This window comes from Streptomyces bambusae (genome assembly GCF_019400985.1).
GTDB lineage: Bacteria > Actinomycetota > Actinomycetes > Streptomycetales > Streptomycetaceae > Streptomyces > Streptomyces bambusae_A.
Genome location: NZ_WTFF01000475.1, coordinates 1 through 4189, shown reverse-complemented (window position 1 = coordinate 4189; position 4189 = coordinate 1). Strand labels below are relative to the sequence as shown.

General features: G+C 75.7%; 3 protein-coding genes and 1 pseudogene. 3 read left to right on the top strand and 1 reads right to left on the bottom strand.

Annotated elements, in window-relative coordinates; translation table 11 throughout:
- Both GPJ59_RS34265 and GPJ59_RS34260 read left to right on the top strand, forming a co-directional pair.
- Positions 1-1104, top strand: a 1104-nt coding sequence (locus GPJ59_RS34265) for a sensor histidine kinase (protein WP_219671889.1), incomplete at its 5' end; no start/stop codon positions are given.
- Positions 1104-1733: a response regulator gene (locus GPJ59_RS34260; RefSeq protein ID WP_219671887.1), complete on the top strand. Its 630-nt coding sequence runs from the start codon at positions 1104-1106 to the stop codon at positions 1731-1733. The genes GPJ59_RS34265 and GPJ59_RS34260, both read left to right, overlap by 1 nt.
- A gap of 456 nt (positions 1734-2189) precedes the next feature.
- Here GPJ59_RS34260 and yczR read toward each other — a convergent pair whose 3' ends face one another.
- Complete coding sequence (gene yczR / locus GPJ59_RS34255; protein ID WP_219671885.1) at positions 2190-3677, bottom strand: MocR-like transcription factor YczR; 1488 nt, start codon at positions 3675-3677, stop codon at positions 2190-2192.
- Between the two features lie 329 nt (positions 3678-4006).
- Between yczR and GPJ59_RS38160 the strand changes: the two are divergent.
- Positions 4007-4189 (top strand): annotated as a pseudogene (locus tag GPJ59_RS38160) (nucleotidyltransferase family protein); the annotation flags it as partial.

Here is a 4189-nt window from a genome sequence, read left to right as displayed (position 1 = left end):
GCTGTGGGCGCCGTCTACGCCGCCGGGGTACGCGCCCCGGCCGTGCGGCGTTCGCCGCGGGCCGGCGCGCTCTGGCTGGCGGCGCTCGGCGCGGCCTGGGCCGGGCTGCTGGTGGTCTCGCCGGACGGGCTGTGGATCGCCTTCCCGCTGTACTTCCTCGAACTGCACCTGCTGCCGCTGCGCTGGGGCGTGCCGGCGGTCGCGGTGACCGCGTGCGCGGCCATCGCCGGCTTCCTCGGGCACAGCGGGTCGGTGAACCCGGGGGCGTTCCTCGGACCGCTGCTGGGCGCGGCGGTCGCCGTGGCAACAGTGCTGGGCTACCAGGCGCTGTACCGGGAGAGCGAGCGCCGCCGGGAGCTCATCGAGGAGCTGATCACCACGCGGGCCGAGCTGGCCGCCGCCGAGCGCGGCGCGGGCATCCTGGCCGAGCGGGAGCGGCTGGCCCGGGAGATCCACGACACGCTGGCCCAGGGCCTGTCCTCGATCCAGCTGCTGCTGCGGGCGGCGGAGCGGGCCCTGGCGGACGGCCGGCCGGACCGGAGCCCCGACGAGGGGCGTACGCCCGACGAGGCCCGCCGGGCCGCGCTCGGCCATATCGCGGCGGCCCGGCAGGCCGCCCAGGACAACCTCGCCGAGGCCCGCCGCTTCGTCCGCGCGCTCACCCCGCCCGACCTGGAGCACGGCTCGCTGGCCGGGGCGCTGGAGCGGCTGTGTTCCGGGGTGCCCGGCCCCCGCGTGCGGTTCTCGCTGAGCGGGACCCCGGCGCAGCTGCCGACCCCGTACGAGGTGGCGCTGCTGCGCATCGCCCAGTCGGCGCTGGCCAACGTGGTGCGCCATGCGCGGGCGGCGCGGGCCGAGATCACCCTGACCTTCATGGACGCCTCGGTGACCCTGGACATCGTGGACGACGGCCGGGGCTTCGACCCGCGCCGCGCCGTCGCCGGTGCGGCCCGGCCGGAGCCGGGCGCCGCCGACGGGGGCTTCGGTCTGCCCGCGATGCGTTCGCGCGCCGAGTCGCTGGGCGGCACCTTCACCGTGGAGTCCGCACCCGGCCAGGGCACCGCCGTGGCCGTGACCCTTCCGCTGCCCGTGGAGGCGCCCTGATGACGATCCGGCTGCTGCTCGCCGACGACCACCCGGTGGTACGGGCGGGGCTACGCGCGGTCCTGGACACCGAGGCCGACTTCACGGTGGTGGCGGAGGCCGCGACCGCCGAGCGGGCGGTGCAGCTCGCCGCCGCCGAGGAGGTGGACGTGGTCCTGATGGACCTCCAGTTCGGCTCCGGCATGCACGGCTCGGAGGCGACGGCGGCGATCACCGCCCGGCCCGGCGGCCCCCGGGTGCTGGTGCTGACCACGTACGACACGGATGCCGACATCCTGGCGGCGGTGGAGGCGGGGGCCTCCGGCTACCTGCTCAAGGACGCGCCGCCCGAGGAGCTGGCGGCGGCGGTGCGCACGGCCGCGGCCGGCCAGTCGGCCCTCGCACCGGCGGTCGCGCTGCGGCTGATGGACCGGATGCGCACCCCGGCGGAGGCCTTGACCAAGCGGGAGCTGGAGGTGCTCCAGCTGGTCGCGGACGGCCTGTCGAACCAGCAGATCTCCAAGCGCCTGTTCCTCAGCCAGGCGACGGTGAAGTCCCACCTGGTGCACATCTACGCCAAGCTCGGCGTGGACTCACGCACGGCGGCCGTGGCGACGGCGGGCGCCCGGCGGCTCATCCGCACGCCGTAGCCGGGGGGGGGGCGGGGCCGTGGGCCAACGGCCGTGGGCCATCGAACGTGGGCCCAACGACCGTGAGCCAACGAACATGGGTCAACGGCCGTAGGCCAACGAAGGCGGAGCCGACGGCCGTGGGCCATCGAACGTGGGCCATCGAACGTGGGCCAAAGATCGTGGACCATCGAGCGTGGGCCCAACGAGCGTGGGCCAACGACCGTAGGGCATCGATCGTGGACCCAACGACCGTGGCCAACGAACGTAGGCGAACATGGGCCCAACGGCCGTAGGCCAACGGCCGTGGGCCATCGAACGTCGGCCAACGGCCGTGGGCCATCGAGTGTGGGCCAACGAACGTGGACCCAACGGCCGTAGGCCAACGACCGTAGGCCAACGAAGGTGGACCCAACGACCGTGGGCCAACGACCGTAGGCCAACGGCCGTGGGCCAAACGACCAGGCGGCCGCCCCGTCAGGCCACCCAGTAGGGCCGGTCCACCCCCGGCGGCAGCGGGACCCCGTCGTGGAGGGCGGCGGCCAGCCGGCGTACCGCCTCGTCGATCCGGTCCGGGGCCAGGATGTACGGGATCCGCAGCCGGTGCTCGAAGGTGCCGGGGTCCACTCCGAACCGGGCGCCGCGCCCGATGTGCACCCCGGCCGCCGCTGCGCGCTCGGCAAGGGCGGAGCTGACGGGTTCGCCGAGGTCCACCCAGAGCGAGAGCCCGCCGGGCGGCAGCTGCCACGACCATTCCGGGGTGTGCCGTTCCAGAGCCTGGACCAGGGCCTCGCGCTGGATGCGCAACTGGCTGAGGCGGGCCGGCAGGCGCTGGTCCAGGCCGTCGAGGAGCGGCTGCGCGACGAGCTGGTCAAGCACCGACCCGGTCATGTCGGTGGCGACGCGTACGGCGGTCAGCTCGGCGATCATCCGGGCGGTGGCGCGGACCCAGCCGACCCGCAGCCCGCCCCAGTGGGTCTTGCTCAGCGAGCCGATGGTGATCACGTGGTCGGCCGCGCCGCGCGGGGCGAGGGAGGCCAGCGGCGGCGGGGCCGGCACGTCGAGGGCGATGTCGGCGATGGTCTCGTCCACCACCAGCCAGGTGCCGGTGCGCCGGGTGGCGGCGAGCAGCGTCAGGCGCTGGTCCTCGGGCATCAGGGCGCCGGTCGGGTTGTGGAAGTCGGGGATGGCGTAGGTCAGGCGCGGGACGGTCTGGCGCAGGGTGGACTCGGCGATCTCCATGTCCCAGCCGGCGTCGGAGACGGCGATCGAGGCCGTGCGCAGGCGGGCGTGGCGCAGTGCGTCGAGGGCGTTGGCGTAGGTCGGGTTCTCGGTGACCACGCGGTCGCCGGGCCGGCACAGCAACCCGACCACGAGGGTGAGGGCGGCCTGGGCGCCCGCGGTGACGAGGATCTGCTCGGGCCGGGTGGGCAGGCCGCGCCGGGTGAACCGGTCGGCGATCGCCGCCCGCAGGTCGGGCAGGCCGTAGGGGTGGTAGCCGGAGCTGCGGGCGGCCCGCGACAACCGGGGTGCGGCCCAGGCCAGGGCCTCGGCGAGGGCGCCGTCCGGGGCGCCCATCGCGGCGATGGCGAGGTCGGTGCCGTCCTCCCCGTCGGGCAGGAAGCCGCCCGTGCCGCTGGTGCCGTGGGCGCCGACGGGGGCGTGGCCCTCGGGGAGTTCGGTCCAGGTGCCGGAGCCGCGGCGGCTGCGGACGTAGCCGCTCTCGCGCAGCAGGTCGTAGGCGCCGGTGACGGTGGCCCGGCTGGCGCCGACCGCCACGGCGAACTCGCGTTCGGCGGGGAGTCGCACGCGCAGGGCGACCCGGCCGTCGAGGATCAGCGTGCGGATGGCGTCGGCGAGGCTGCGGTAGCCGGGGCGGGCCAGGACCTCGGCCGGGAGCAGGGCGGCGAGCTGCCGGCTGCCGATGGTGCTGTCCGCCGAGTGGACGATTCGCCCGTCTGCCATGCCAACCTCCCCCGATTGGCTCTGCCTGCCAGGCCAATCGGCCTCCAGACTCACGGTATTGGCCCCTGATTGGCAAGAGAGCAGGAACACCGCATGCTGACCGACCGTGACGAACGAAACCTGCTGACGGCCCGTGAGAACCGCATCGCCGAGCCGATCCGCATCCGGGCGCGGCTCGGCTCACAGGCCCGGGCGCGGCTCGGCCCACGGGTCCGGACGGCGCTCGGCTCGCGGGTCCGGGCCGCGCCCGGGCTGCGGGACCGGGCCGAGTCCGCCCCCGTACGGACACGGTCGCCGCGACCGGGGCCCCCGGGGCGAGAATCACCGGCATGACGACCGAAGACACCGAAGACACGACCACCGGCCCCGGAACCGACCCCGGGGCCAGCCCCGGGGCCAGCCCCCGCACCGGCCCCGCTCCGGCCCCCCACCCCGCCCCCGTGATCGCCGGCCTGCTGCTCGCCGCCGGCGGCGGACGGCGGCTCGGCGGCCGCCCCAAGGCGCTGCTGCCC

Bases quoted from the DNA above. Each gene is read 5' to 3' on its own strand.
- yczR (WP_219671885.1), bottom strand. From the start codon at position 3,677: ATGGCAGACGGGCGAATCGTCCACTCGGCGGACAGCACCATCGGCAGC.
- GPJ59_RS34260 (WP_219671887.1), top strand. From the start codon at position 1,104: ATGACGATCCGGCTGCTGCTCGCCGACGACCACCCGGTGGTACGGGCG.